This is a genomic window from Algimonas ampicilliniresistens (genome assembly GCF_030159955.1).
Classification (GTDB): Bacteria; Pseudomonadota; Alphaproteobacteria; order Caulobacterales; family Maricaulaceae; genus Litorimonas; species Litorimonas ampicilliniresistens.
The window spans coordinates 1,637,454-1,661,564 of record NZ_BSNK01000001.1; the positions used below are offsets into that span (position 1 = coordinate 1,637,454).

Below are 24,111 nucleotides of genomic sequence, written 5' to 3' on the forward strand. Positions count from 1 at the left end.
AAGAGAAAGCCCCACTTGACTCTCTCCCGCGTGGCGCTATCCGGCGCGTGGGCCACGCCTCCCCACTGAGGCGCACTTCGACGGTGTACAAAAACGCACCCGATGGAGACATTGATGACTACTCTTCCGAAGCCGGACCTGCGTCCGGCCGATCCCCGTTTCTCTGCTGGACCGACACGTAAGCGCCCCGGATGGTCGCTAGACGCGCTGTCAGATGCCGCCTTGGGACGTTCCCACCGCTCCGCGATTGGCAAGGCTAAGCTCAAAGAGGTCATCGACCTCACCCGCGAAGTCCTACAAGTTCCTGACGGTTACCGCATCGGCATCGTGCCTGCATCTGACACAGGCGCCGTCGAAATGGCGATGTGGACTATGCTCGGCCCGAAGCCCGTTATCGTCGCCGCTTGGGAGAATTTCGGCCAAGCATGGGTCGTCGATGCTGACAAACAGCTCCCACTGGATGACCTCACATTGCTGACCGCCGATTATGGCAAACTACCCGATTTCTCTGCCTATGATGGCTCGCAAGACCTCGTCTTCACCGCCAACGGCACCACGTCCGGCGTCAAAGTCGCTGATTACGGGTTCATCCCGACGGATCGCGAAGGCGTCACAATTTGCGACGCGACTTCGGCCGTTTATGCGCAGGACCTGCCGTGGGATAAGCTCGATGTCGTCACTTACTCTTGGCAGAAAGTTATGGGCGGCGAGGCCGCACATGGCATGCTCATCCTCAGCCCCCGCGCCGTAGCCCGGTTAGAGAGCTATAATCCGCCTTGGCCGCTGCCAAAAATCTTCCGTCTCACCAAAGGCGGCAAGTTGATCGAAGGCATCTTTGAAGGCGCCACCATCAACACGCCGTCCCTGCTCTGTACTGAGGACCATCTCGATGCGCTGAACTGGGCGAAGGCCAATGGCGGCCTCAAAGGTATGCATGACCGCGCCGACGCCAATGCCAGAACCATTTGGGACTGGGTCGAACAACGCGATTGGATCGCCAATCTGTGTGAAGATGATGAGAAACGGTCCAACACCGGCGTGTGTTTGAAGATCGTGGATGCACGCGTTGCCGCGCTTCCCGCTGATGCACAGGCCGCTTTCGCCAAATCCATCGTCGCATTGCTGGGTGAGGAAAAAGTTGCGTTGGACTTCGGCGCTTACCGCACGGCCCCTCCGGGCTTTCGCCTCTGGGTCTCCGGACACACACCCATCGATGATGTGAAAGCCGTCCTGCCTTGGCTCGACTGGGCGTTCGAAACTAAAATTGCGGAGCTGTAAAATGCCTAAAGTTCTTATCGCGGACAAAATGTCCAACCGCGCCGTTGAAGTCTTCAAGGCTCGCGGTGTCGATGTCGATGTCATCACTGGCCTGTCCAAAGACGAGCTGATGAACATCATTGGCGACTATGACGGCCTCGCCGTTCGGTCATCCACACGCCCCGACGCTGAAATCATTGGTCAGGCGACCAATCTTAAAGTCATTGGCCGGGCCGGCATCGGCGTCGACAATATCGACATCAAGGCCGCCACAGATCGCGGCGTCGTTGTCATGAACACGCCGTTCGGCAACGCAATCACGACGGCTGAACATGCCATCGCCATGCTGTTTTCCGCCGCGCGTCAAATCCCGTCAGCCTCTACGCGGACGCAAGCCGGGGAATGGCCAAAGTCTGATTACAAAGGCACGGAGCTGTTTAACAAAACGCTCGGTATTATTGGTTGCGGCAATATTGGCGCACTGGTCGCCGAACGCGCGCTCGGCTTGAAGATGAAGGTCATTGCCTTTGATCCCTATTTGACCCCAGAGCGGGCCGTTGAATTGGGCGTTCAGAAGGTCGAGTTAGACGAACTGTTCCAGCGCGCTGACGCGATCACGCTGCATACGCCGCTCGTTGAAAGCACGAAAAACATTGTCAATCGCGAACGGCTGGGCATGACACGCAAGGGCCTCATCTTGGTCAATTGTGCACGGGGCGGCTTGGTTGATGAAGAAGCTCTGAAAGACGCGCTGGAAGCGGGCCATGTCCGCGCAGCCGCCTTGGATGTGTTCGCTGTCGAACCCGCCAAAGACCACGCATTGTTCGGCACCCCCGGCTTCATCGCCACGCCGCATCTCGGCGCGTCGACCAATGAAGCGCAGGAAAATGTCGCCGTTCAAGTCGCTGAACAGATGGCGGATTATCTTCTCACGGGCGCCATCAGCAACGCCATCAACACGCCCTCTATTTCAGCCGAAGAAGCCCCTCGCCTCAAGCCTTGGGTCGATCTGGCGGATAAGCTCGGCACGATGATGGGGCAACTCCTACACGAGCCAGCCAAGTCGATCGAGATCGTCTATAAGGGCGGGATCACCAGCCTGAACACAAACCCCATGAGCGCCGCTGCGCTCGCCGGACTGCTCAAAGCTGCCATGCCCGAAGTGAACATGGTCAGCGCGCCTGTGCTCGCCAAAGAACGCGGGATTGAGCTGACGGAGAGCTATATTGACGAGGCCGAACGCGCCGAGTCGCTGATCCGGCTCACGGTTGAGACGAAGGCGCGGAAATTCGCCATTGTCGGGACCATCTATCGCGGCGAACCACGCATTGTGCGTCTGTTCGGCGTGCCGATGGATGCAGCATTCGCGCCCAATATGATCTATGTGCGCAATGACGATAAGCCCGGCTTCATTGGCGACCTCGGCGGCATTCTCGGCAATGCCAAGGTCAATATCGCGACGTTCTCACTCGGCCGTATGGAACAGGGCGGCGAAGCCGTCTGCCTGATTAGCGTCGACGGCGATGTCACCGATGCCACCGCTGATGCCATCAAGGCTATTGATCAGGTCAAGATTGTGGATCGCGTCCGGCTTTAAGGCTGGCTCAACAAAACTTAATCCTCCGCTCTGGGCCGTTCATCTATGGTTGATCGGAACAAAGCGGAGGATGGACATGACGCGATTATTAGCAACGCTTCTGATAATGGGCTCAGTCGGGTTTGTTGGCCCCGCTCAGGCCGTAGATCACCAAACGGAAACCGAAGCCAACAAAGCCGCACTCAAACAAGCCAAAGTTCACACTTGGCGCCGCCTCTATCGTGACAATGACGTCAGAGGTCTGGATGCGTTCCTATCAGACGACTTCGTTATTATCGGAGCGAACGGGACAATCCAAACTAAAGCCCAGATCTTGGCCGAAATGAAGACCGATCCATGGACCATGCCGGACGATTTTCTATATACCGTCACAGGCATTGTCTTTCCGACACCAAGTTCCGCCATCGTTTACGGTCACGGCGACAGCACGCGCCAACAGGCAGACGGATCAACCTGTCAGCATAATTACACATCATCAAACGTGTTCCGTCTTGATACCGACGCTTGGCGACCAGTCTCTTCACACGTGTCCGACGCGAGCTGTGAATAATCGACGCTTATAATTGGTCAATCACGGCCGCCATCGCGTCGAGTGTATCGCTACCGAGCTGTGCGCAACGATCACCACTCCAGCCGCGCGCCTCATCTGGCGCGTTGGCATTATCTTTGAACGGCATTTCCAGCGTCATGGCGAGGCAGTTATAACGCGCCGCCGTCTGGTTGGTGCACATGGATGGGTTACCCTTGCCCGGCGCCGTTTCGGGATAACCAACCTCCGTCTGGAAGTCGGCGCTAGCGGCCTTGTAAGCCGTTAGGAACGCGGCAAGATTGTCAGCCTGTTTCTGCGTGTAGCCCGGGATGCCTTCGGCCCCAGCGATGAAATTGTATGGCAAAGCCTCGTCGCCGTGAACATCAAGGCAGAGCACCGGCTTGTCCGCATCCATCGCGTCACGGACCAGCACAACTTCGGGGCTATTGTCCATCGTTGGCGTATCCCATTCGCGGTTGAGGTTCGCACCGGCCGCATTGGTCCGGAGATGACCTCGAAACGATCCGTCCGGATTCATGTTTGGCACGATCCGGAACCGGACTTTCTTGCGCATCTCGACCGCGACGTCGTCCTCTGGATCAGTCAGTCGAGCGACGAAACCTTCCATCCACCATTCGGCCATGCTCTCACCCGGGTGCTGCCGCGCGATGACCCAGACCGTTTTGTCACCTTCGCCGATCGAAAGACAATCCATGTCGCGACCGTCGAGCGTCTGGCCTAAAACAGACAGAGACACGCCGTCATGGGATAGCGCGTCTGCGATCAGGTCGCGGTGACGCTCCATCGTATAGGGCGCGAAGTAAGCATAATAAACGGAGTCCAAAGCCGGTGTGTGTTCGATCACCAGCTCATCGCCAGAGAATGATGTCGGTACACGTAGCCAATCTTCGCGGTCTTCGCTCATACAGGTTTTATAGTCTTCCCAACCGCCTTTGAACGCTGCACCGCCTGCATTCTCAATCACTAGTCGAAGCGGGATATTTTTCGCGCCCGCAACGCGAAAATGGAACCACTGATAGAAATCACTATGCGCGTCTTGACGAATACGCAGCCGGATATTTTGCGGGTCAGTCGCATCGACCACCTCAATATTTCCGGAGTCAAAAGCGGCATTGATAGAGACTGTCATAAAGAACTCGGTTTGAAATCGTCAGGGGCGGTCGCCGCGGCGTGAATCGCATTAGGCAGGGCAGACGCCTCTAACCCTTTCCAATAGACGCGCCAATCCCCGCTCTTCTGCATTCCGTCACATGTTGACAGATACCAATCATTGAACGGATTGGTCTCACGTGATCGCCAGAAAAACCCGGGAATATTTTCGCAAATCTTTTCCCAAACATCGCGGGCCAGCCCTTCACCTTGAGCTTCAGGGACAACCCAAAATTTCGACAGATAGGGTTGATCTGCCAGCCGCGTAAAAATGGCTCCAGCGCGAAAATCCGTTTCCAGAAAAGCCGCTTCAATCGCTTGTTTTAGAAAGTCGCTGTCTAGCGTCTTCTCGAACGCCCGATCCATCGAACTGGCGAGCTCCATATGGCTAAGATCGTCCAACTTATCATGGCGTACGATGGCCGCGCCCCGCCGGATCAACGTGCCGGAGCCCTTGGTCGTGAACAGCTCGCTCAGAAGGTTAAGAGGCGACGCCAAAACATAGGCTCGGCGGCCTTCATTGGCATCCTGCTCAATCCGCTGCACCATGCGCAAAAATGTCTGCTGACCCGGAGTTAAGGTGGCTCTATCGATAAAGTCTTCGATCTCTGCCAGCGTCAGATTTCTTCGACGAACGCCGTCCACATCCAAGCCACCCGATGGTTGCAGCGATACAATCTTTGTCGGTCGCAAATCATTGATGAGTTTCGGCAAAGCGCCCTGCCCGCGACGTTCGGTCATTTCCAGAACAGGGATGATCCCAGCCTGAGCCCGACGGCGGATTTCACCAATCAGACCATAGGTTTTAGTGTCGAGCTTCGCGACCTTGACACCCGAACTGTCCAGATCACGCGTCAGTCTCTGGGCTTGGAACTTGATAGATGTTCGATTGTCGTCCAGCGCGCCAATCAGCAAGGTTGGGGCCAGCCCTAGATTTGACAGAATTTGCAAATTCGATGTCAGAGCTTCCAGGAGTGGATTTTTGAGCACGCGCGGATCGAGCAGGATCAAAGCGAACCGTTCTGGGTCCTCTTTGGCAAAAAGTTCCGCATAAAATTGCGCTTCCTGCGTGGCGCCAACCGCGGATAGGGACGATAAAACCGTCTGACGGACGCTATTCATGTCAGTCCTCCTGCCAAAACGGCGGCATAGCGGTTCTGCGCCAATTCAAGTTGTGAGAGCTCAACATATTCGTCCGGCCGATGCGCTTGTTCAAGATTGCCAGGACCAAACACAATCGCGTTGATTCCGGTTTCGCTCATCTGCGACGCCTCCGTCCAATACGGTAGATCCACGATCTCGTCGGGCTCAAAAACGGGCTTGAAGGCTGACAGATCACGGCATGCAAAAGGCTCAAAAGCCACGATTGTATCTATTTCGGGTTTGTCAGTGATTGACTTCGCCAACGCAATCACATCGGCTTCACGCGCCTGAACATGATCGCCGGGTGGCGGTCGCATAGATATCCACGCAGACGCGGTTGTTGGAATAACATTATAAGCGCCGTCCGACGTCAATTCGCCAATATTGACGCAGAGACCTTGGAACGGCGTTTCGCCAAAGGTTAGGTGATCGCGTTTGTAGACCCCCAATTTCGACGCAAAGTCGGCGGCTTGTAGTAAGGGCGCGTCAATCGTGTCCGCTAGGCTGGAATGCCCCCCCGGTCCGGAGAACGTCGCTTTCATCGCCAGCATACCGCGATGCGCGCGCCCAACGCGACAAGAGGTCGGCTCACAAACAACGGCTTGCCGGATAGTGTCCAGATAGCCGCGTTCCAGAACAGCCGGCATCACTTCGGATCCATGCTCTTCATCGCCTGAGAACAGGATCGCGACATTGTTCGGCTCGACATCATCTAGTGCGGCAAGGATAGCCGCAGCCGCCCCTTTAATATCCGCACTGCCAAGCCCGTAGGCCCGTCCGTCGCGAATAGTCAGGTCAAGAGGGTTGGCCGTCCAGCCTTCCCCGCTTGGCACTGTATCGATATGAACGTTCAGCACGACCGTCGGTTGACCCCAGCTGGCAAAGACGAAAGCGCTGTCCGTCTTACCGCGTGACCGCAAAACAGTTTCGACGATGATCTGATCCGGTGCGTGCGCGCGAAGTCTGTCAGCCAGCCAATTCACGCAAGCGATCTCATCACCGCTGCCATTGCGAGTGTCGAACGCGACTAGCGGACGGAGATAATCGGTGGCCTGTCCCATGAGGACGCTATGACCGCAGGACGATCAGGTTTCAATGTCTGAGCCCAATTCGGTCTTGCCAAAAGCCACTTCGCCTTATTAACCGTAACGTCTAAACAAGACACATAGGAGATCGCGATGTCCGATACATGGGAATTCTACGAAGATAAGGCAGGCGAACATCGCTGGCGCTGTACAGCCTCTAACGGCAACATTATCGGCGCCGCCACGGAAGGCTACAGCCAGAAATCCAGCTGCGTCGCAAATGCGGAACGCCATGGCTATAATGGAAACCCAAAAAGCCTCGGCTCCAAAGACAAGTGGGAGTTTTACGAAGATAAAGCCGGTGAACATCGCTGGCGCCGGACAGCAAGCAATGGCGAACCCGTTGGTCGCAGTACCGAAGGCTATTCGTCCAAAGCGAATTGCGAGAGCAATGCCAAGCGTATGGGCTGGGCGGGTTAGACCCATCCAACACAGTATTTTTAAAAGCCGCCCACTGAGGCGGCTTTTTTTTGGCTATGGAATTGTCGTCAATGTTGGCCTATATAGATTGGGCTGGCTTGCCAGATATGACGATAAACGCGCGTGTAATAAGCGGACTGGACCCGGGGGCGGTACCCGGCGGCTCCACCATAAGCTCTCATTCTTCTCCACGGAAGAGAGAGGGCTTTTCATGGGGCCGACATAGTTTCGACAGACGCCTAAAGACGTTAGCTTTCGTTCGTGTGGGCCCCGTTAAAGGCCTGACAACAGTAATTGCTAATGACAATTCTGCTGAGGAATTCGCTCTAGCTGCGTAAGCGGCTCGGATGATTCCGACTTTTAACTCCTAGGGCTTCAGCGCCTTAGGCGGGCTCCGGAGGGTAGCTGGCAACAGAAACCCTCCACTTTTCCGACAGATTATGAGGGTCCGAAGAGGGTTCAATTCATACCCAAAAAATTTCTTAACTTTTTGGGAACCATTTGAAACTGTCACGCATTGTAATGCGGATGACATCATTTATGCACTCTATCGCCGTGCGGGCGGAAAACATTATCGACACATTTCAGGACGACATCCCGCCTGAAGATATCCATCTCCAGCCTTACTTTGGCTATTCCACCCCCGATAAGATCATTATTCGCGGTCGTGTGTTAGAAGCGGATACAAGCCGAGCCTCAAATGACACCCCGTCTCTGGTGAAAAACCTCGCCGCCATGGCGGCTTTATTCATGACGAAAGAAGTCGAAGGTGAGACCGTCAGCCTTGGCGACGAGACAGCCATATCGGATGAAGAAGGCTATTATCGTCTCGAATTGCGGCGTAATAATCCACCAGCCGGGTGGACTGAGGCCGTTGTCAAATCGAACCGAACCGATGAAACCGTTCATCACCCCGTCCTAATCACATCTGAGACCGCCGAGTATGGCATTATCTCCGATATTGACGACACGGTCATGCAAACCAAAGCTTGGTCGAGCCGTAAAAACCTCTGGACCAGCGTCACTGGATCGGTTGGCAGCCGATATATTTTCCCTGATGCGGCGACGCTTTTGAAAATGATGTCCGGATCCATGTCAGGTCGCAAAAACCCCGTTTTTTATGTCAGTTCATCCCCATGGAACCTGCATGGCTTTTTAGAAGCCGTTTTCACCGCGAACGGCGTCGTCCGTGGACCCAAATTCCTGCGCGATTTTGGCATTGACCCAACTAAGATGATCACAGGAATGCATGGTAATCATAAGGGTAACGCGATTGATACCGTTCTCGCCGCCAACCCTGACCTTCCCTTCTATCTTATCGGCGATAGCGGACAGCATGATCCTGAAGTTTATCGTGATGCTGTTCTGCGTCATCCTGGTCGCATCAAGGGCGTATTTATTCGGACGCCTGGAGGTGCCGGCATGGACGAAGAAGACCGCCTTCCTCTCAAAGAAATCGAAGCGCTTGGCATTCAGATTTTCGCTGGTGAAACATTCGAACCGTTATTGGACAACACGTTCTAGACGCGCCGGTACGCCGCCTTCTGGTCTCAATGTGACAGTCATGAGTGGGCGCGGATAGACATCATCAGCGACAATAATATCGAAGTCTCGCGCCAGCGTCGCGAGCACCATCATTGATTCCATGATCGCAAAGGCGGCTCCGACGCAAATCCGCGGACCTGCCCCGAACGGCATGTAAGGCGCGCCCTTTTTTGAGAGCAACGGATCACGAAGAAACCGATCCGGATCGAACAGAAGCGGATCAGTCCAGAGACGCTCGGTGCGGTGCATCACATAATTGTTGAGCAGCACAGCATCGCCCGGACGTAATGTTCGACCGAGAATCTCGACGGGTTCTTGCGGCTCCCGATTTAAAATCGGAGCTGGCGGGTACAAACGCATCGTTTCATCGATTACCGCACGCGTGAAGATAAGCTGGTCAAGCTGTTCATATTCAACAGATTTTAATCCACATATTTCCAGAACTTCTGCCCGCACCCGTTCTAACGTCGGTCGATCACGGCCCAGCAGATAGAGCGCCCACGTCAAAGTTAGGGCCGTTGTTTCATGCCCCGCAATGAAGAAACCGATGAGGTTATCCCGTCGCTCACGCTGGCTTAGATTATCTGCATCAATCAGAAGACCAACAAGGTCGTCGGTCGGATGAACTGTCCGTTCGGCAATCAAATCATCTGCTGCCCGTTTCAATCGTCTCAGCGCCCGCGACCCGTTTGGCGTCATGGGGCGTGGCACCCATCGCGGCCAAGGCAGCAGATCGTCAGGTCGAAGCGTTCCAGCCCCTGTTACCACAGCCCGCGTCGCGACTTTCAATCGCTCACGGTCGAGCCCTTTCGGATCTCCGAGCAGCGCCTTCGCTAAAACATCGAACGTCAACTCAGCCATCGCTGTCGACAGATCCAGATTTGGCCTGTGGCCGAGTCGCTCCGTGAAACCCGCAATCGCCTCAGTCATCAGCGGCGCCAGATCAGCCATATGCCGCTTTCGAAACATGGGCGCGACAGATTTTCGTTGTCGCTTCCACTGCTCACCATGAACCGAGAGCAGACCTTCCTTCGTCGCCGGGCCGAGAATGCGCGCATCGATAGCCGTCTTCGTGAATTTGTCTGCATGGCGGACCAGAACGTCCGTCATGCCCACCGGGTCAGAGATAATGTGAAGCGTCTGACCCATCGTCTTCGCCGTGACGATCGGTTGGCGATAGGTCAGAGGACCGAATCCCTCGACCGGATTGCGGATAAATTTCCAAGTCGCTTCAACGAAGCTTTCTTGGCCTGTCAGAGGCTTAGCGTGAGGCGGTTGAAACAATGCTCTAGCCTGGCTGGGTGTCGGAGTATCGTTCATTACAACTTGCATACGGCTCATCGCCTCTATTGTCTTGCGGCGCTTTCGCAGTTGGTCACAGGCTTGGCAGTTGACGCTTAACTGCGCCGCTCTAAGGTAGCCCCATGAGCCAGGACTTGATGAATTACGAACAGATGCGGAGCCTTGCGCTGCGTGGTGTCGTGCGTGATGCTATTCGTCGCGTTATCCGCGAAGACGGTCTGCCGGGCGCACACCATTTCTACATCACATTTCTGACCCGCTATCCGGGCGCAGAAATCGACGATTCGCTCGCCGAAAAATATCCCGAAGAAATCACCATCGTTTTGGAGCATCAGTTCTGGGATCTGGCGGCCAATGCCGACGATTTCGAAGTGACACTAAAGTTTGGCGGTATTCCCAAATATCTCCGCGTTCCCTATCATGCGATTACGCGCTTTCATGACCCAAGCGTTGGCTTCTCTCTGGCATTCGATACGCCGCCAGAGCTTGAAACCGGGCCTGTGCTTGGCCTCGCGCCGACGACATCCCTTGGCGTCCCCGCGCAGACCGGTCTTGCGTCAAATGCAGGGCCAACTTTCGGGAAAGCCGCAAAATCAGCTCAAACACCGTCAGAACCCATTACGGAAGACGACGATGCCCCTGTCGAAGAGGGACCGAAGGTCGTCAGCTTGGACAGCTTCCGCAAGAAGTAGCACGCCGAGAGGCTAGCCTGTTTACCGCGCCCCTGCTAACGGCGCAGCATGACTCAATACCGCACAGAATCTGACTCCTTTGGCGAACTCAAAGTTCCGTCTGACAAATATTACGGCGCGCAGACGGCGCGTTCGCTCATCAACTTCCCGATTGGGGTTGAGACTATGCCGCCTGCGCTGATCCGCGCGCTCGGCATCATCAAGCGGTCCGCCGCCATCGCCAATCACAAAGCCGACAATCTTGAAGCCCATCTGAAAGACGCGATCGTTCAGGCCGCCTCCGATGTGGCGGAAGGCAAGCTTGACGACAATTTCCCGCTCTCCGTCTGGCAGACCGGATCGGGCACGCAGTCAAACATGAATTCCAACGAAGTCGTATCGAACAAAGCCATTGAAATCCTCGGCGGCGAGATCGGCTCAAAGAACCCCGTTCACCCGAACGATCACGTCAATCGTAGCCAGTCCTCCAACGACACCTTCCCAACCGCCATGCATATTAGCGCGGCAGAACAGATCGTGCACAGACTGCTACCCGAGTTACAAGTTCTGCGAAACGCCCTCAACGATAAGGCGGAAGGCTTCAAAGACATCATCAAGATTGGCCGAACGCATACGCAGGACGCCACACCGATCACACTCGGTCAGGAATTTTCTGGCTACGTCGCGCAAATCGATCTGGGCATTGAGAGGGTCAAACGGGGCTTAGAGGAGCTCTATCCATTGGCCCAAGGTGGCACGGCTGTCGGCACGGGTCTGAACGCCAAACCCGGTTTCGCAGAGTCCTTTGCCGAGGAAGTCGCAAATTATACGAACCTCCCTTTTCGTACGGCAGAGAATAAGTTTGAGGCGCTCGCCGCCCATGACGCATTTGTCTCCGCCCACGGCGCCCTGAACACGGTCGCGGCTTCGCTGTTCAAAATTGCCAACGATATCCGTTTTCTTGCGTCCGGCCCGCGTTCGGGTCTGGGTGAGATTAGCTTGCCTGCCAACGAGCCGGGCAGCTCAATCATGCCCGGCAAGGTCAATCCGACCCAGTGCGAAGCACTGACTATGGTCTGCGCGCAGGTGATGGGGAACAACACGACGATGAGCGTGGCGGGTAGCCAAGGACACTTCGAACTGAATGTCTATAAGCCCGTTATGGCGTATAATATGTTGCAGTCGATTACGCTGTTGGCCGATGCGTCGCGCAGCTTTGCTGACAAATGTGTCGTCGGCATCACCGCAAATGAAGACCGGATCGCCGATTTGCTAGGCCGGTCTCTGATGCTTGTCACCGCTCTGGCTCCGACCATCGGCTATGATAATGCGACGAAAGTCGCGAAGACGGCGCATAAAAACGGAACAACGCTGCGCGAAGAAGCTGTGGCGCTCGGCTTCGTGACTGAAGCCGAGTTCGATGCCGTCGTCCGGCCTGAACTGATGATTTCCCCTCGGTGAAGGTCATAAACCTCAGACAGGCGCGCAAACGCAAGGCCAAGGAGGCAGCCTCAAAGCAGGCTGACGCCAACCGGGTCGCGCATGGATTAAGTGCGGCAGAACGGACGTTGGCGGAATCGACCCGAAAAGCGCAAACACATAGTCTTGACGGTCATAAGCTGGACCCAACCCTCTAGAGAATAAGGCGAACGTTCGGACTCGTGAAAAAACGCTCCATTTCACTCTATGGTCACGCGACGTCTGTCGCGCTTGAACCGGAATTCTGGGCCGAATTGGACCGAGCCGCAGATGAAGAAACAACATCTGTATCTGGTCTTATCCGACGACTAGATGATAAGCGTCTGATGCAAAGCCCAGAACAGGGTCTTGCGAGCTATATAAGGGTTTGGATCCTCAAGCGCGCTGTGGAGCAGACTTCACCTCATCCCAAAGACCACTCAGAATAAACGATCTCAGACCATTTGCGCGGCGCGCGCGACGAGGTCGAACGTCTCCATATCAACCACACCATCGACCTGTTCCTGCCGGAATCGTCGCTGGAAGGCTCGGGTAACAAGAACCGTCCGCTCGCTCATGACGCCATCGATTTCTACAGCATATCCAATGCCTGCGAGCGCGCGTTGTAGGATCGCAATACCCCTGTCCCGATCATCCGCTTCGAATAGAACACGCCGATCACCATTTCCGTCGCCCGGCCAGAGACCTATCCCAGCAGCAGCCAGTCCACGCCAAGGAAATTTCTCGCCCGGATCGTCTTTTCGCTCTGGGGCGATGTCGGAATGACCTACCACATTATGCGGCTGAATATCGTGATCCATGATGATCCGTTTACAAAGCGGGATCAGCGCATTGATCTGTACGTCCGGAAAGTCTGGCAAGCCGAAATCATGCCCGCCATTAACGATCTCAATGCCAATACTTGCGGAATTGACGTCTGTTATTCCGGTCCAGTTTGAAACGCCTGCATGCCAAGCGCGCTTGTCCTCTTCGACCATTCGGAAGATACGCCCGTCTTCTTCGATTAAATAATGGGCGCTAACCTTGGCTTCCGGGTCCCGTAATCGGGTCAGCGCGGCATCACCGCTCTCCATACCTGTATAGTGCAGCACCAGCAGAGAGATGGGCAGCTTGCGCTCATTCTGGTTGGGGGACGGTGCGTCGATAATCGGTGTCATGACAGCGGATATCGCTCCGCCATGATTTCGATATCTTTGCGAATAATTTCCTTCAGCACATCCACATCAATATCCGACAGACGCTTAATGTAGAGACAGGACTTCCCTATTTTGTGCTTGCCGAGACGCGCCAGCTGGTCGCCCATATTTTCATAGCCCGGCATGATGTAGACCGAGATATTCTGCGATCGATTGGCAAACCCCAACCGCATGAAGTCGCCTTCCCGCCCGCTCTCATACTTGTAGTGATACTCACCAAATCCAACGATGGCGCTACCCAGTGTATTGCCCCAAAGCTTGGGTTCCCAGCCCGATAATTCAGACATCATGTCCAAAATCTGCTGACAGTCCTCGCGACGCTGCGGATCTTTAATCGCGGCGATGTAGTCGGAAACTTTTAGCGCCATCGGAACAGTTTTGTTGGCCATCATCAATCCTCCTGCACGGGTGGAATAGTTCCGCGTCGGGCGATGATCCAAACACAGGGTAGGATCAACAGCGCGCCAATGATGTAGCGCGGATAAAGTGTCTCGTTCAACATCAACACGCCCAACAAGCACGCCCAAACCGTGGTCATCAGAGACAGAGGCACAACTTGGCTGACTTCATAAGTCTGTAGCAGGCGAAAATATTGGCCATGCGCAAAGACCGAGACAAACAGAGCGGCGTAGAGGGCCACGACAACCAGCTTCCACCCCGCAGTCTCCCACGCGACTGCGTGACCCGTTTCGAACAGAGCTGTGGCCGGCAAAGATAGTGTAAACACCATCAGCGCGGTCCAAGCCACATATTGCCGCCAGTCAACGTTGGGGACTGTGCGCATCAGAACCGATCCTATGGCCAAGGCGACATACGCACAGAGAAGCAACATCATGCCTCTGTCCAGAGATAGCGCCCCCGGTTCGTAAACCATGATCATAACGCCCAAGAGCGACACACAGATCGCGACCGACCGAACCCAACCAATGCGCTCTTTCAGGAACAACACGGAGAGGACCGTCGTCATCGGGATTAGGGCCTGACTGATGATCGAACTTGCCGATGCAGGTGCGGTTTGCAGACCTGTATAGAGAAACCCTAAATGAGCGGGGCCAACACAAAACCCGACGATCAACAACCGGCCAAAAGATTCCGGCAGCGGTCGGAATAAGAACACACCCATGACCAGCAGAACAATGCCTGACCGGAATAAGGCAAGCATGAAGGGCGGAACGGGGTTAGACCCGACCACCCAAGCGCTCAGCACGAAATTGCCGCCCCAACCCAAGCAGCAGGCCATGAAAATGAGAAAGTCGCGGCCTGTCATGGCCGCGCGCGTAAGCGCTTAGCGCTCTACGGTCCAGCCTTCCGGCGTTTCCCGGGCTTCAATAATCGGACCATCGGATGCGACGTCGACATCTGGCCGTTGATCCACGCCCATCTGACGACGGATATCAGCCATATGCGCATCCATTTGCGCGCGCGGTCCAAAAGGACGCCCGGTCAGTTTAGCGCGAATCCAGAACACACTGACCGCAATAAGAGCCAAAATAGCGATTGCGCTAATCAGCACGAGCGCAAAAGCGGCAGAGAAAAACAGCATAAACGCTGCAGCAACAGTTACGCCCGCTAGGGTCAACCAGCGACCGATCTGTCCGAACAGCCCCGCACCGGGACCTGGGAGATGTTGTGTACCTGTCATTATGCGTCTCCTACTCTCTCTAGATCGGAAACAATTGCGGCGGGGTCAAGACCACACGCATTGCGATATCGTCACATCAGCGTGTAATTTCGCCCGAACTGCCCTAAATCAAAGCAGAATTGCCCGCTCTTTCTTGCGTTGCGCTTTTATCTGGGCGTAGGCCCGGTTGATCATCGCCATTTTATGCGTCGCCAATCCCGTCATTTCTGGCGGCAGCCCGCGCGATATGATCCGGTCCGGGTGATTGGCGGCGGCAGCACGGCGATAAGCCTTTTTCAGCTCTTCATCGGTAACCGTCTCGTCGATGGCGAGAATAAGATAGGGGTCATTGGCATCGCGCCCAATATGGGTCGCTTTGAGACGTCCATACTCGGATTCAGAGAAGCCAAAAATCTCCGCAACACGGGCCAGATAGTCATTCTCGTCACGTGTCAAAATACCGTCTGCCAAGGCGATATGGAATAAACCGTCCATCACATCTTCAAGCGCAGCCGGGCGTGCCCGAAAATGCCGCGCCACCCTGCGCGCATAGCGTTCAAAGCCAAGTGTAGTTTGTCGAGCGAGACGGAAGAAGCGCTGCACCATCGCGCGCGAGTTGGGCTCAGCCTTGAAGACTTGTTCAAAGGCGGCAACATCTTCGGGTCGAACTTCACCGTCGGCTTTCGCCATTTTTGCACCGAGCGCAATCAGAGCCGCAGCAACGGGGGCATCTTCGACAGAGCCTGCCGTCCCGCGACCATCGGCTGACGTCGGTGGGCCAAATAGCTGCGCTGCGGCCGTAAAAAGACGGGTCCAAATCACGACTCGAAATTACCTCACGAGCTGCGTTCGTCGGTGCATACCCAAAACACGGGCGACGGCCCCTGCGATTTCGGCCCGGTTCAACGTATAGAGATGATATTGGCGAACCCCACGATCATAGAGTTCTGCCGTCAATTCCGACATGAGCGATGCGGTCAGCATGTCGCGAGTCAGAGGATCACCATCCAGCCCCTCAAACAACTCAACATACCAATCAGGAACCGCGACCCCGCAAAGCGACGACATCCGTTGGAGGCCTTTGACGTTAGGTTGCAACATCAGGCCCGGCACAATGGGAATATCAAGCCCCGCATCGAGAACGCGGTCCTGAAAGCGCCAGAAAATGTCCGGTGAAAAGAAGAATTGCGTAATCGCGCGGGTCGCGCCAGCATCAATCTTACGTTTGAGATTATCGATCTCCGCGCGCCAGTCAGAACTTTCAGGATGAAGCTCGGGATAGGCGGACACTGAGACCTCAAAGTCGGCAATATTCTTGAGACCTGCGACCAATTCGGATGCATAATCATAGCCGTCGGGGTGCGGTTGATAGCGCTCTCCGATACCCTCGGTCGGATCCCCGCGCAGCGCAACAATGTGGCGAATACCCGCATCCCAATAGTCTTGCGCAATCGCGTCGATTTCTGCGCGCGGTGCGTCAACGCAGGTCAAATGCGCCGCCGGTGTGAAGCTGGTCTCCCGCGCCATACGCTCGACAGTGCGGTGCGTGCGTTCGCGCGTTGAACCCCCCGCCCCATAGGTGACGGAGACAAAGTCGGGGGCGAACGGTTCGAGTTTTTCAATCGCAGACCAGAGTCGATCTTCGGCAGCTCCCGTCTTGGGCGGGAAGAATTCGAAACTGACAGATACGTCATCCGAACCTGATCGGCTCGACACCTCAGATGATGTACGTGCGATCGCGCCAACTGGGGCGTTCGGATCGCGGCGTGGCATAGACATAGTCATGTGACGAGTTCCGGGGTTCGGGTTGTCGTGCGGGTGGCCCGCCAGACAAGTAGGTCAGGATGATCCGCATCAGAGGCGTCCACGCGTGTACAAACAACGTTGTGAAAGTCGGACGCGCCGATCTGATCCGCTATTTCACGCTCTGAGAAACCGAGTCGGCGGTGCGCATATTGATCGCGGAATTCCTCGCGTTCATGCTCGGCAAAATCAACAACCAGCAGAACACCGTCTGGGCGCAGCAAACGCATCGCTTCTGACAAGGCGTCCACGGGTTGATCTAAATGGTGCAACACTTGGTGGACCGTCACGAGGTCGGCGACCCCATCGGCCAAAGGCGTCTGGCAAAGATCGGATTGCTGAACAAAGAGATGTCCAAACCTCTCATCCCGCAAGGTATAGCGCGCAACACGCAACATATCCGGTGAGAGATCGACGCCTGTGCCCCGGCGAACGCGGTCCGCGAGTAGCGCTAGAATACGCCCTGACCCCGTACCCAAATCCACCATGAAGTCGAAAGTCCGGTCCCCGAGTTGGGCCAGAATCATGGCTTCGACGCGCGATTTCGGTAGAAACTCATGCGACAGTTGCCCGCGATTATTAGCTACATCAGCGAAAAACCGTTCAGCGCGCGTCGCCCGAGAGGCGCGGACATCTTCCAGTCGGTTGCGATCCGCGGCCAGAATTGGGTCAGCACTTGGTAGTTGTTTAAGAACACCACGCACAAGCGATGACACCGCATCGCCATCCGACCGAAGCCGAGAGAACACCCAAGAGCCTTCCCGCAATCGGTCAACGATCCCAGCATCTTCGAGTGATTTCACATATTGGGTCACGCGCGGCTGTGAGAGTTCCATGACAGACACAAGCTCGGAGACCGTTAACTCACCACGCCGCAACAATGCCAAAATTCGCAGGCGATCCGGGTGACCCAGTAGCTTCAATATGCGTGCAAATTGCTCCATATGCGCAACCTATCACGCGCGGTCCGCAAAGCATATAAAATTTTCTTTATATGTGTATTTAACGTGCGAATTTGCTAAGCAGTCGAATATAGTCGCTTTGATAGCCGAGTGAGTTTTCCGTGACAGACCAGCTATTGAGCGGCCATCCGTCGTTAAACTCCCCATAGGATTTAGCGGGCGGTTGACCTTCTGGCGGCACAATATTCTGACGGCGGCAAAGCCGATCACCATGCCCGCCGCACACATCTTCACAACATGCGTCTCGTGCATAGCCTTCATTTGGTCCACCGACCATCAGACCAGGGGCTGGACCAAAGCGAGATGTCTTAGTGCTGTCAAAATCCCTCGATCCGTCGACAAACCAAGCGTGGTACAGGGTCGAAGCTGACCGCTCTGCGCCTGCGTGATCCATATTGGTGAGATAGACCAGCCCCATCGGATTTACGCCATGCAGGTAATGCAGGTAATGGGACGCCGCATTCAGAGCCTGCGTATGCGTCACCGGATCAACACCGCCGACAATTGCCTGCGTGTAGACAGCCCCCCGACGCGCTTTCACGCCATTACTGCCCCACCAGTATCCATCTGTATGGGCGCCATAGGGGTCTGACGCACCGCGCACGGCCGGCCATCCGTTCCATTCATCCATAGCTGCCGCATAGTCAGAGCGCACCTTATCGGCGAAGCGCTCGGAAACGCCCTCCAATCCCACAAAGGTCAACAGAGTGAAGCCCAAATCGCCTTCAAAACCGTTGGCCGTGTCCGCCTTGACGCCGCCAACGCGTTCATAAAGTTGTTCGACTAAACGTGCATATTTGGGATCTTCCGTCAGAGGAAACAGTCGTGACGCCGCGATCAAGCGCATCTTGTTGAGGCGGTCTTGCTCGACTTCCTGCTGCCCCGCAGCGAGTCCGTCTGTGCCGTGTTCGTCGCTATTATTGTAAAACTTCACTGCCGGATTAGCCTCGGCCCAGTCCCATGCGCGGATCGCCCGTTCCCGATAACGCTTAGACCGCTTCGCCAGTTTCGGTTCGCTACGAAAGACATATGCCGCCATTGCAAAAGCCCCCGACGCTGTGACGGTCGCCGATGTATTGGCTAGACCGTAGCGTGACGGGCCGGTCGATTTGGATGGTGGAGACGCTTCGTCGCGCGCTAAGACTGACAGCATCGATCCATCACGATTCTGCATGCGTTCGAGCCAGTCCAGCCCCCATTTCACTTCATCGAGCACATCCGGAATACCATTTCCGCTTTCTGGAATACCCATATCATCCGTCCAAACGGCGGGGTTTTCGAGATAGGATGCGAGCAGGCTAGAGACGTAATTCGCCGTCCAACTCGTATATTGATTATAATCGCCCGCATCATACCAGCCACCGCGCAAGTCCCGCGCCGTGGTCATATCACCCACAGCGTCATAGCGCTGGGCTTCTCTATCTTGACCATGGCGGAGGTGGGACGCTCTGTCGGCATAGCCAGTGGCCACATAGGGTTCGCGTTTTTCGAACCCCGCGCGCTGATAATAGAACGCCTTGAAGGCATCGCGCAGGACGGGTCTATAAACTGTCGGTGAAATATCGAACGGATCGCTATCGATGCGCTTATTAAGATCGCGAACCACATAGGTTCCGGGACGTGTCAGCGGGCTAAAATCAAACCACCAGATGCGGTCGCCCGATGTCTCGTCCATCTGCCCGCGCGCCCAAGCCACGGGTTCGCCTTCATAGGCCACCTGCCCCGTTTTCGTATCAATCACGACATAGGTCGGCCCGGGCGAGAAGGACCTATCGGAGTCGAACCCAATCACTGGATCACGGATGATCGCCCGTTTTTCTAGCTTTGGTAGATAGCCAAACTGATCAACCAGAATGAACGGCGCCGGGTCCGTCGCTCGGGCCGTCGTGGCCAGAAGGAGGAGGAGGATCAGGAAAGAGAGAAGCGCGCGCATGTTTGCCATATGCACGCTCAATCCTTTCAGATCGCTTTCTAGATTAGCGTTCGAACTTAACGAATTTCAGTTTCTTTGGAATATCGGCGTCATCACCAAGACGACGCTTTTTGTCTTCGATATAGTCCGCAAAGTTACCTTCAAACCATTCCACATGGCTATCGCCTTCATAAGCAAGAATGTGGGTCGCGACCCGGTCGAGGAAGAAGCGGTCGTGCGAGATAACCACGGCACAGCCGGGGAATTTCTCCAAGGCGACTTCGAGACTGGCAAGCGTTTCGCGGTCCAAATCGTTGGTCGGTTCATCGAGCAACAGCAGGTTGGCTGGACGTGTCAGCATCTTAGCCAGGTTCACGCGGTTTCGCTCACCCCCAGACAGTTGGCCAACATTTTTTGACTGATCCGTGCCTTTGAAGTTGAACGCACCAACATAGGCGCGGCTTGGCACTTCACGCTTACCAAGCTGCAAAATATCCAACCCGTCAGAGATCGCTTCCCAGACATTCTTGGAATTATCCAGCGCGTCACGGTTCTGATCGACATAGCCGAGTTCAACCGTTTCACCGACTTTGAAGCTACCTTCATCGGGCTGCTCATCGCCTGTAATCATCTTGAACAACGTGGTCTTACCCGCCCCGTTCGGACCGATGACGCCGACAATCCCGCCGCGTGGCAATTTGAACGATAGATCCTTGATCAACAATTTATCGCCAAAGCCCTTGGAGACATTATCGGCTTCAACCACAATATTGCCGAGCCGTTCACCCATCGGAATGCGGATTTCAGCATGGCTGACAACCTCTTTTTCGGCTTCGTCACGCAGATTTTCATAAGCGCTGATCCGCGCTTTTGATTTTGTCTGACGCGCTTTGGGGTTGGACCGAATCCATTCCAATTCGCGCTTGAGCGCTTTGGTCTTGGAATCGCTCTCGCGACCTTCTTGATCCATGCGCGCCGCTTTGGACGCGAGCCAAGATGAGTAATTGCCCTCATGCGGGAAGGTCCGGCCGCGATCGACTTCTAACGTCCAGTTGGTGATATTGTCGAGGAAGTAGCGGTCGTGCGTAATCAGGATGATCGCGCCTTTGTAATTGACCAGATAGTTTTCCAGCCAAGCGACCGTTTCCGCGTCCAAATGGTTGGTCGGTTCGTCCATCAACAACAAGTCAGGCTTGGCGAGCAACAGCTGGCAAATCGCGACACGGCGGCGTTCACCGCCCGACAGAGGCGTAACATCGGCATCCTTTGGTGGGCAGCGCAGAGCCTGCATGGCCATTTCAATTTTACTGTCGATGTCCCAAGCGTCACGCGCGTCGACTTGCTCTTGCAAGGCCGTCATTTCTTCCATCAACTCATCCGAATAGTCTTCGGCCATCTTCATGGCGACGGCATTATAAGCGTCAAAGATCGTCTTATCTTCACAGCCTGAGATGACGTTGCCCCAGACATCCTTGTCGGGATCAAGCTTCGGCTCTTGGCTCAAATAACCAACCTTCACACCTTCAGCGGCCCAATGTTCGCCTGTGACTTCATTGTCGACGCCCGCCATGATTTTCATCAGCGTGGATTTACCAGCACCGTTCACGCCAACGAGGCCGATTTTGGCGTCGGGGTAGAAAGACAGATGGACGTTGTCGAGGATAGTCTTATTGCCGAATTTCTTCGTCAGACCCTGCATATGATAAGCGAATTGGCGAGCCATGGCGGCGATTCCCGTACGAGTAATTTGCGGTGTGAGTGTCGCCGGATGTCGCGGCGCATGTTCCGACCCGCATATGTTCTCTAGAGAGCGATTTTTCAAGTCTTGAAGCCATGCAGCCACGTCCCACCAGGCATTCCGGCAAGGTCTGGTCGCGTAGCGAACAGTTTCGCGCTCGACCCTCACCGGAACTTGACAGCGGAGCATAAAGGCTCGACGCGCTCGACTATGAAAATAGCCTCTTGGAACATCAATTCGGTCAAGGCGCGGATGCACGCGCTGACGCATTGGCTAGAGACAGCCAAGCCCGATGTGCTTTGCCTGCAGGAGATCAAGACGGTCGATGACGGGTTTCCACGTATGGAAATCGAGGCACTTGGCTACCATTGCAGCATTCACGGCCAGAAGAGCTATAACGGCGTCGCGATCCTATCCCGACAGACACCAGAGGAAGTCCGGATCGGGCTCCCCGGTGATGATAGCGACGAGCAAGCTCGCTATATTGAAGTCGTCCTGCCCGCAAAGTCAGGCGTAGTTCGGGTCGCTTCAATTTATCTACCCAATGGCAACCCGGTCGGCGAAAACGGCGATAGCGAGAAATATCGCTATAAGCTCGACTGGATGCGCCGCTTGAAAGATCACGCGGCAGAGCTGCTGACCTATGAAGAACCACTCGTTCTCGCCGGGGATTACAATGTCATTCCGCGCAATGGTGACACGCATGACCCTAAAGGCTGGTCGGGGGACGCGTTATTCCGAACCGAAACACTCGCCGCCTTTCGGACTATCAAGAACCTGGGACTCTATGATGCGTTTGAAACGCTCGATGGGCGCGATGGCCAGTATTCATTTTGGGATTATCAGGGCGGCGCTTGGCCAAACAATCTTGGCATCCGCATCGACCACCTGCTCTGCTCAGCGCAAGCTATGGATCGGATCGAGGATGTCAGCATCGACAAGTTTGTGCGCGATGGTGAAAGGCCCAGCGACCATGTGCCGATTGTCGGGCAGTTTGAGTTTTAGGTATAATCCCTATCAATATTTCTTGCTGTATCCGATTGTCGAGAAATGGGCGTATTGGCTCCCAAACACGCTAGCGCAAACTGTTGCCGGGGTTTCACCAGATGCCGCCAATGTCCAACCTTGATCATAGTAAGGCAGCGCGGGACTACGACAATTAATGATCCGATGATCAGCTTCTGTCGTCGCAATAGGTGAAATATATCCCGTTCCATCAACAACAGCGACTGTCACACCGTCGCAATTACTGTTTCCGGTGAAAAAGACGACAAATCTTCCAGATGACTTTGTAATCTTGCAGCGATAAATTTTGCTTGAGTATTCGGCGGTCTGGCTCGCCTTCATATAGAAAGCCAACCGTCGGACGGCATAGACTCCGGTCGATGTGCCTTCGTAACCCAAAGTATAATAATGACTGTCAGCGGGCGATAGAGCGCCTGATTTTGTAAACTCTAGATCATCATTATATTCAAAGACGGGTTTCCAAGTTAAGTCTTTGAGTCCGTTAATCGACGTTGTTGCGATCGCTTGGTAGAACATTTCGACTTGATCGGAATCCGCCCATGCTGGCGATACACTGGGCGCTATCACGGTCAGATAATTGAATGGAACAAGCCCGATGACATCATTATCATTGGCGGCCAGATCGACATATCTCGCTAAGACTTCGTTTGCACCCGTCGGACTTAGTCTCTGTGTACCCAGGGGAGGAGTAACGTAAAATGAGTTGCTAGGATATGTTCCCGGCACAAGGAGTATATCTTGATAAGGCGCTTTATGAGATTTCAACCGAGACAGCGTTGGGCTGACGATACTGGTCATATGGTCATCACTTTTGCAGTCCGCAGTCGAATTTAGACAATTATCAGGCTGTGTATCTGCGGAGTAATGATCGAAACCAACCCAAGTCAAATTACCTGGAATGGCGCAATATGTTGCTTGGGGCATCATGCAGGCTGATGATCTAGCCCCCGAACATGCAAAACAATCCTGAGCAAAATTGACCCATCTGGGGATTGAATCACTGAAATTGTAAGGACTTAGTTGGGACCTCCACCTTACATAATCCGTAGCGATTAGCAGGTCATTATAAGGAATACGGCGTCCGTCCGCATCAAGATATGGTTCGTCAATAATTATCCATGCCTTGACTTGGGAAGCTTTCCCAGAGCTTACAATGGACGCAAAGGCGAGATTAACTTGGGTCACTATATCCGCCCGCACATCGGTCGTTCCTGACATGACGGCGCATCCGGCCACACCTTTGCAAAATAGATAGTTGGACATAGAAATAGCAATGTCGCTACTTCCAACAGTTGCCAGCTCAGATGCACCTGGACCAACTGTCTTCAGCGTGCTGTTCCGATAGGCTAGGGTGTTGTCATCTGAGAAATAGAAATACTCATCTATTCCGTTCCCGAACGCATAGGTCGGAAGAAAAACGAGAGAAAAAATGCAAACAATTCGTCCCAAGAACGTCATAGCAACCTCACACACAACTTTTCATTGTAGTATCTCTTAACGCACTCAAGATGTTTCCACAAGGCATGCATCAAGATAGGTCTTTTTCTTGTCCTTTTATGGTCCGTAGATATTGCGCTGTATGGGACAGACGACAGCCGCCTGACCTGATCAAAAACTCAAACGCTTAGCCCATCGCGCATCGAGAGTTTGGAATA

General features: G+C 54.7%; 24 protein-coding genes and 1 other RNA gene. 11 read left to right on the forward strand and 14 right to left on the reverse strand.

Annotation, left to right across the window (positions count from 1 at the left end; translation table 11 throughout):
* Nucleotides 1-114: 114 nt before the first annotated feature.
* The 3 genes from QQL54_RS07830 to QQL54_RS07840 all read left to right on the forward strand — a co-directional run bounded on the left by QQL54_RS07830 (nt 115) and on the right by QQL54_RS07840 (nt 3,404).
* On the forward strand, nt 115-1,278 hold the full coding sequence (locus tag QQL54_RS07830) for a phosphoserine transaminase (protein ID WP_284389330.1): 1,164 nt from the start codon (nt 115-117) through the stop codon (nt 1,276-1,278).
* A 1-nt stretch (nt 1,279) separates the two neighbouring features.
* Nucleotides 1,280-2,854, forward strand: coding sequence for a phosphoglycerate dehydrogenase (gene serA, locus QQL54_RS07835; RefSeq protein WP_284389332.1), 1,575 nt, complete (start codon nt 1,280-1,282; stop codon nt 2,852-2,854).
* Between the two features lie 76 nt (nt 2,855-2,930).
* Nucleotides 2,931-3,404, forward strand: a complete 474-nt coding sequence (locus QQL54_RS07840; RefSeq protein WP_284389336.1) for a nuclear transport factor 2 family protein — start codon at nt 2,931-2,933, stop codon at nt 3,402-3,404.
* Nucleotides 3,405-3,411: 7 nt separating this feature from the next.
* On the opposite strand, the gene QQL54_RS07845 is transcribed toward QQL54_RS07840, so the two are convergent.
* The 3 genes from QQL54_RS07845 to QQL54_RS07855 are packed head-to-tail and all read right to left on the reverse strand — an operon-like array spanning nt 3,412 to nt 6,757.
* Complete coding sequence (locus QQL54_RS07845) at nt 3,412-4,533, reverse strand: M14 family metallopeptidase (RefSeq protein ID WP_284389338.1); 1,122 nt, start codon at nt 4,531-4,533, stop codon at nt 3,412-3,414.
* Nucleotides 4,530-5,675 carry a hypothetical protein gene (locus QQL54_RS07850; protein ID WP_284389340.1) on the reverse strand — a complete coding sequence of 382 codons (1,146 nt, stop codon included), beginning with the start codon at nt 5,673-5,675 and terminating at the stop codon, nt 4,530-4,532. The genes QQL54_RS07845 and QQL54_RS07850 overlap by 4 nt, the downstream gene beginning before the upstream one ends.
* Nucleotides 5,672-6,757 carry a M20/M25/M40 family metallo-hydrolase gene (locus QQL54_RS07855; RefSeq protein ID WP_284389342.1) on the reverse strand — a complete coding sequence of 362 codons (1,086 nt, stop codon included), beginning with the start codon at nt 6,755-6,757 and terminating at the stop codon, nt 5,672-5,674. The genes QQL54_RS07850 and QQL54_RS07855 overlap by 4 nt, the downstream gene beginning before the upstream one ends.
* Before the next feature lie 117 nt (nt 6,758-6,874).
* On the opposite strand from QQL54_RS07855, the gene QQL54_RS07860 reads away from it, so the two are divergent.
* The 3 genes from QQL54_RS07860 (at nt 6,875) to QQL54_RS07870 (ending at nt 8,725) form a co-directional block, all read left to right on the forward strand.
* Nucleotides 6,875-7,201, forward strand: coding sequence for a YegP family protein (locus QQL54_RS07860; RefSeq protein WP_284389343.1), 327 nt, complete (start codon nt 6,875-6,877; stop codon nt 7,199-7,201).
* A gap of 53 nt (nt 7,202-7,254) precedes the next feature.
* Nucleotides 7,255-7,628, forward strand: a transfer-messenger RNA (tmRNA) gene (gene ssrA / locus QQL54_RS07865).
* 101 nt (nt 7,629-7,729) lie between these two features.
* Entirely contained in the window at nt 7,730-8,725 is a 996-nt protein-coding gene (locus QQL54_RS07870) for a phosphatase domain-containing protein (RefSeq protein ID WP_284389344.1), read from the forward strand.
* On the opposite strand, the gene QQL54_RS07875 is transcribed toward QQL54_RS07870, so the two are convergent.
* Nucleotides 8,705-10,066, reverse strand: coding sequence for a cytochrome P450 (locus QQL54_RS07875; RefSeq protein ID WP_284389346.1), 1,362 nt, complete (start codon nt 10,064-10,066; stop codon nt 8,705-8,707). The two genes, QQL54_RS07870 and QQL54_RS07875, sit on opposite strands and share 21 nt — an antisense overlap.
* A gap of 104 nt (nt 10,067-10,170) precedes the next feature.
* Between QQL54_RS07875 and QQL54_RS07880 the strand changes: the two genes are divergently transcribed.
* Genes QQL54_RS07880 through QQL54_RS07895 form a run of 4 tightly spaced genes read left to right on the forward strand, consistent with a single transcriptional unit; the run spans nt 10,171 to nt 12,626 of the window.
* Complete coding sequence (locus tag QQL54_RS07880) at nt 10,171-10,740, forward strand: SspB family protein (RefSeq protein WP_284389348.1); 570 nt, start codon at nt 10,171-10,173, stop codon at nt 10,738-10,740.
* Between the two features lie 48 nt (nt 10,741-10,788).
* On the forward strand, nt 10,789-12,180 hold the full coding sequence (gene fumC, locus QQL54_RS07885) for a class II fumarate hydratase (RefSeq protein WP_284389350.1): 1,392 nt from the start codon (nt 10,789-10,791) through the stop codon (nt 12,178-12,180).
* Entirely contained in the window at nt 12,177-12,356 is a 180-nt protein-coding gene (locus QQL54_RS07890; protein ID WP_284389351.1) for a DUF4169 family protein, read from the forward strand. The genes fumC and QQL54_RS07890 overlap by 4 nt, the downstream gene beginning before the upstream one ends.
* Nucleotides 12,357-12,380: 24 nt before the next feature.
* On the forward strand, nt 12,381-12,626 hold the full coding sequence (locus QQL54_RS07895; protein ID WP_284389352.1) for a ribbon-helix-helix domain-containing protein: 246 nt from the start codon (nt 12,381-12,383) through the stop codon (nt 12,624-12,626).
* A 6-nt stretch (nt 12,627-12,632) separates the two neighbouring features.
* Here QQL54_RS07895 and QQL54_RS07900 read toward each other — a convergent pair whose 3' ends face one another.
* The 9 genes from QQL54_RS07900 to ettA all read right to left on the reverse strand — a co-directional run bounded on the left by QQL54_RS07900 (nt 12,633) and on the right by ettA (nt 21,415).
* Nucleotides 12,633-13,355, reverse strand: coding sequence for a peptidoglycan recognition protein family protein (locus QQL54_RS07900; RefSeq protein ID WP_284389354.1), 723 nt, complete (start codon nt 13,353-13,355; stop codon nt 12,633-12,635).
* Nucleotides 13,352-13,786 (reverse strand): DUF1801 domain-containing protein, encoded by a 435-nt coding sequence (locus QQL54_RS07905; RefSeq protein ID WP_284389356.1) that lies wholly within the window; start codon nt 13,784-13,786, stop codon nt 13,352-13,354. The genes QQL54_RS07900 and QQL54_RS07905 overlap by 4 nt, the downstream gene beginning before the upstream one ends.
* Entirely contained in the window at nt 13,786-14,661 is an 876-nt protein-coding gene (locus QQL54_RS07910) for a DMT family transporter (protein WP_284389358.1), read from the reverse strand. Before QQL54_RS07910 ends, QQL54_RS07905 begins: the two co-directional genes overlap by 1 nt.
* Nucleotides 14,662-14,679: 18 nt before the next feature.
* Nucleotides 14,680-15,036: a hypothetical protein gene (locus tag QQL54_RS07915; RefSeq protein ID WP_284389360.1), complete on the reverse strand. Its 357-nt coding sequence runs from the start codon at nt 15,034-15,036 to the stop codon at nt 14,680-14,682.
* Nucleotides 15,037-15,144: 108 nt separating this feature from the next.
* A complete protein-coding gene (locus tag QQL54_RS07920) occupies nt 15,145-15,837 on the reverse strand; it encodes a tellurite resistance TerB family protein (RefSeq protein WP_284389362.1) in 693 nt (230 codons plus the stop codon).
* A 9-nt stretch (nt 15,838-15,846) separates the two neighbouring features.
* The gene (gene metF / locus QQL54_RS07925) at nt 15,847-16,800 is read right to left on the reverse strand and encodes a methylenetetrahydrofolate reductase [NAD(P)H] (RefSeq protein WP_284389363.1); all 954 of its coding nucleotides are present in this window, start codon (nt 16,798-16,800) and stop codon (nt 15,847-15,849) included.
* The gene (locus QQL54_RS07930) at nt 16,797-17,762 is read right to left on the reverse strand and encodes an ArsR family transcriptional regulator (RefSeq protein ID WP_284389364.1); all 966 of its coding nucleotides are present in this window, start codon (nt 17,760-17,762) and stop codon (nt 16,797-16,799) included. The genes metF and QQL54_RS07930 overlap by 4 nt, the downstream gene beginning before the upstream one ends.
* A gap of 58 nt (nt 17,763-17,820) precedes the next feature.
* Nucleotides 17,821-19,722, reverse strand: a complete 1,902-nt coding sequence (locus QQL54_RS07935) for a glycoside hydrolase family 9 protein (RefSeq protein WP_284389366.1) — start codon at nt 19,720-19,722, stop codon at nt 17,821-17,823.
* A 34-nt stretch (nt 19,723-19,756) separates the two neighbouring features.
* A complete protein-coding gene (gene ettA, locus QQL54_RS07940; RefSeq protein ID WP_348520723.1) occupies nt 19,757-21,415 on the reverse strand; it encodes an energy-dependent translational throttle protein EttA in 1,659 nt (552 codons plus the stop codon).
* Between the two features lie 225 nt (nt 21,416-21,640).
* Between ettA and xth the strand changes: the two genes are divergently transcribed.
* Complete coding sequence (xth, locus tag QQL54_RS07945; RefSeq protein WP_284389370.1) at nt 21,641-22,435, forward strand: exodeoxyribonuclease III; 795 nt, start codon at nt 21,641-21,643, stop codon at nt 22,433-22,435.
* 12 nt (nt 22,436-22,447) lie between these two features.
* On the opposite strand, the gene QQL54_RS07950 is transcribed toward xth, so the two are convergent.
* Complete coding sequence (locus QQL54_RS07950; RefSeq protein WP_284389372.1) at nt 22,448-23,254, reverse strand: hypothetical protein; 807 nt, start codon at nt 23,252-23,254, stop codon at nt 22,448-22,450.
* Between the last annotated feature and the right edge of the window lie 857 nt (nt 23,255-24,111).

Excerpts from the sequence above, each read along its gene's own strand:
- QQL54_RS07830 (WP_284389330.1), top strand. The coding sequence starts at position 115 with ATGACTACTCTTCCGAAGCCGGACCTGCGTCCGGCCGATCCCCGTTTC.
- serA (WP_284389332.1), top strand. The coding sequence starts at position 1,280 with ATGCCTAAAGTTCTTATCGCGGACAAAATGTCCAACCGCGCCGTTGAA.
- QQL54_RS07840 (WP_284389336.1), top strand. The coding sequence starts at position 2,931 with ATGACGCGATTATTAGCAACGCTTCTGATAATGGGCTCAGTCGGGTTT.
- QQL54_RS07845 (WP_284389338.1), bottom strand. The coding sequence starts at position 4,533 with ATGACAGTCTCTATCAATGCCGCTTTTGACTCCGGAAATATTGAGGTG.
- QQL54_RS07850 (WP_284389340.1), bottom strand. The coding sequence starts at position 5,675 with ATGAATAGCGTCCGTCAGACGGTTTTATCGTCCCTATCCGCGGTTGGC.
- QQL54_RS07855 (WP_284389342.1), bottom strand. The coding sequence starts at position 6,757 with ATGGGACAGGCCACCGATTATCTCCGTCCGCTAGTCGCGTTCGACACT.
- QQL54_RS07860 (WP_284389343.1), top strand. The coding sequence starts at position 6,875 with ATGTCCGATACATGGGAATTCTACGAAGATAAGGCAGGCGAACATCGC.
- QQL54_RS07870 (WP_284389344.1), top strand. The coding sequence starts at position 7,730 with ATGACATCATTTATGCACTCTATCGCCGTGCGGGCGGAAAACATTATC.
- QQL54_RS07875 (WP_284389346.1), bottom strand. The coding sequence starts at position 10,066 with ATGAACGATACTCCGACACCCAGCCAGGCTAGAGCATTGTTTCAACCG.
- QQL54_RS07880 (WP_284389348.1), top strand. The coding sequence starts at position 10,171 with ATGAGCCAGGACTTGATGAATTACGAACAGATGCGGAGCCTTGCGCTG.
- fumC (WP_284389350.1), top strand. The coding sequence starts at position 10,789 with ATGACTCAATACCGCACAGAATCTGACTCCTTTGGCGAACTCAAAGTT.
- QQL54_RS07900 (WP_284389354.1), bottom strand. The coding sequence starts at position 13,355 with ATGACACCGATTATCGACGCACCGTCCCCCAACCAGAATGAGCGCAAG.
- QQL54_RS07905 (WP_284389356.1), bottom strand. The coding sequence starts at position 13,786 with ATGATGGCCAACAAAACTGTTCCGATGGCGCTAAAAGTTTCCGACTAC.
- QQL54_RS07910 (WP_284389358.1), bottom strand. The coding sequence starts at position 14,661 with ATGACAGGCCGCGACTTTCTCATTTTCATGGCCTGCTGCTTGGGTTGG.
- QQL54_RS07915 (WP_284389360.1), bottom strand. The coding sequence starts at position 15,036 with ATGACAGGTACACAACATCTCCCAGGTCCCGGTGCGGGGCTGTTCGGA.
- metF (WP_284389363.1), bottom strand. The coding sequence starts at position 16,800 with ATGACTATGTCTATGCCACGCCGCGATCCGAACGCCCCAGTTGGCGCG.
- QQL54_RS07930 (WP_284389364.1), bottom strand. The coding sequence starts at position 17,762 with ATGGAGCAATTTGCACGCATATTGAAGCTACTGGGTCACCCGGATCGC.
- QQL54_RS07935 (WP_284389366.1), bottom strand. The coding sequence starts at position 19,722 with ATGGCAAACATGCGCGCGCTTCTCTCTTTCCTGATCCTCCTCCTCCTT.
- ettA (WP_348520723.1), bottom strand. The coding sequence starts at position 21,415 with ATGGCTCGCCAATTCGCTTATCATATGCAGGGTCTGACGAAGAAATTC.
- xth (WP_284389370.1), top strand. The coding sequence starts at position 21,641 with ATGAAAATAGCCTCTTGGAACATCAATTCGGTCAAGGCGCGGATGCAC.
- QQL54_RS07950 (WP_284389372.1), bottom strand. The coding sequence starts at position 23,254 with ATGACCAGTATCGTCAGCCCAACGCTGTCTCGGTTGAAATCTCATAAA.